Annotated in this window: 2 protein-coding genes; one reads left to right on the plus strand and one right to left on the minus strand. The window is 52.7% G+C overall.

Annotation, left to right across the window (positions count from 1 at the left end; all coding sequences use genetic code 11):
* Window positions 1-561, plus strand: a 561-nt coding sequence (locus tag ACTHS3_RS15470; protein ID WP_440368436.1) for an N-acetylmuramoyl-L-alanine amidase, incomplete at its 5' end; no start/stop codon positions are given.
* A 65-nt stretch (window positions 562-626) separates the two neighbouring features.
* On the opposite strand, the gene ACTHS3_RS15475 is transcribed toward ACTHS3_RS15470, so the two are convergent.
* Window positions 627-905, minus strand: a 279-nt coding sequence (locus ACTHS3_RS15475; protein WP_440368437.1) for a DUF4230 domain-containing protein, incomplete at its 5' end; no start/stop codon positions are given.

Below are 905 nucleotides of genomic sequence, written 5' to 3' on the forward strand. Positions count from 1 at the left end.
TTGGGTTACAACGTATTCATGACGCGCAACGAAGACATCTTTATCCCATTGGGCGTACGCGTTGCCAAAGGCCGTGCACGCAATGCCGACGTATTCGTGTCCATCCACGCCGATGCCTTTACCAGCCCGTCCGCTCGCGGTACCGGCGTGTATATGCTCAATACCAAAGGCGCGACCAGCTCGGCGGCAAAATTCCTTGCCCAAACCCAAAACAACGCCGATGCCATCGGTGGCGTACAAACCAGCGGCAACCCCAATGTCGACAACGCCATTTTAGACATGACCCAAACCGCAACCCTGCGCGACAGCCGCAAGCTCGGCCATTCCGTCTTGACCGAATTAGGCAAGCTCAACCAGTTGCACAAAGGCCGCGTTGACGAGGCCAACTTCGCCGTCCTCCGCGCGCCGGATGTTCCGTCCATTTTGGTGGAAACCGCCTTCCTCTCCAACCCTACCGAAGAGCGGCTGCTCAGCAGCGAATCATTCCGCCAACAATGCGCCCAAGCCATTGCCATCGGTATTCAAAAATACATCAATACTGCCGTTTTACGACGCGGATAATGGCTTGATGAAACAAAGGCCGTCTGAAAATTTTTCAGACGGCCTTATCTTTGCAAGCAATCTATTTAACCGCACTTCCCTACCGCAGCCGGATAGACGGATACCTTCGTCTGCGTCAATGCAAACAAGTTTTCCAACTGCATTTGCACCTGACGGTTGGCATGTTCCAAAATCTCAGCCTTACACGCGCTTTGCAACACCTGCCGTCTCGCCTCTTCCTGCACCGTCTTAAATACCGACTTATCCATAGGCAGCAAATTAAACGATCCGGTCTGAATATCGTACACTTCGATATTTTCCAAATCCACGCTCAAAATTTCCACCGCCGGCAGGCTGATTAAGAC

This window comes from Neisseria sp. P0009.S007, from assembly GCF_051962515.1.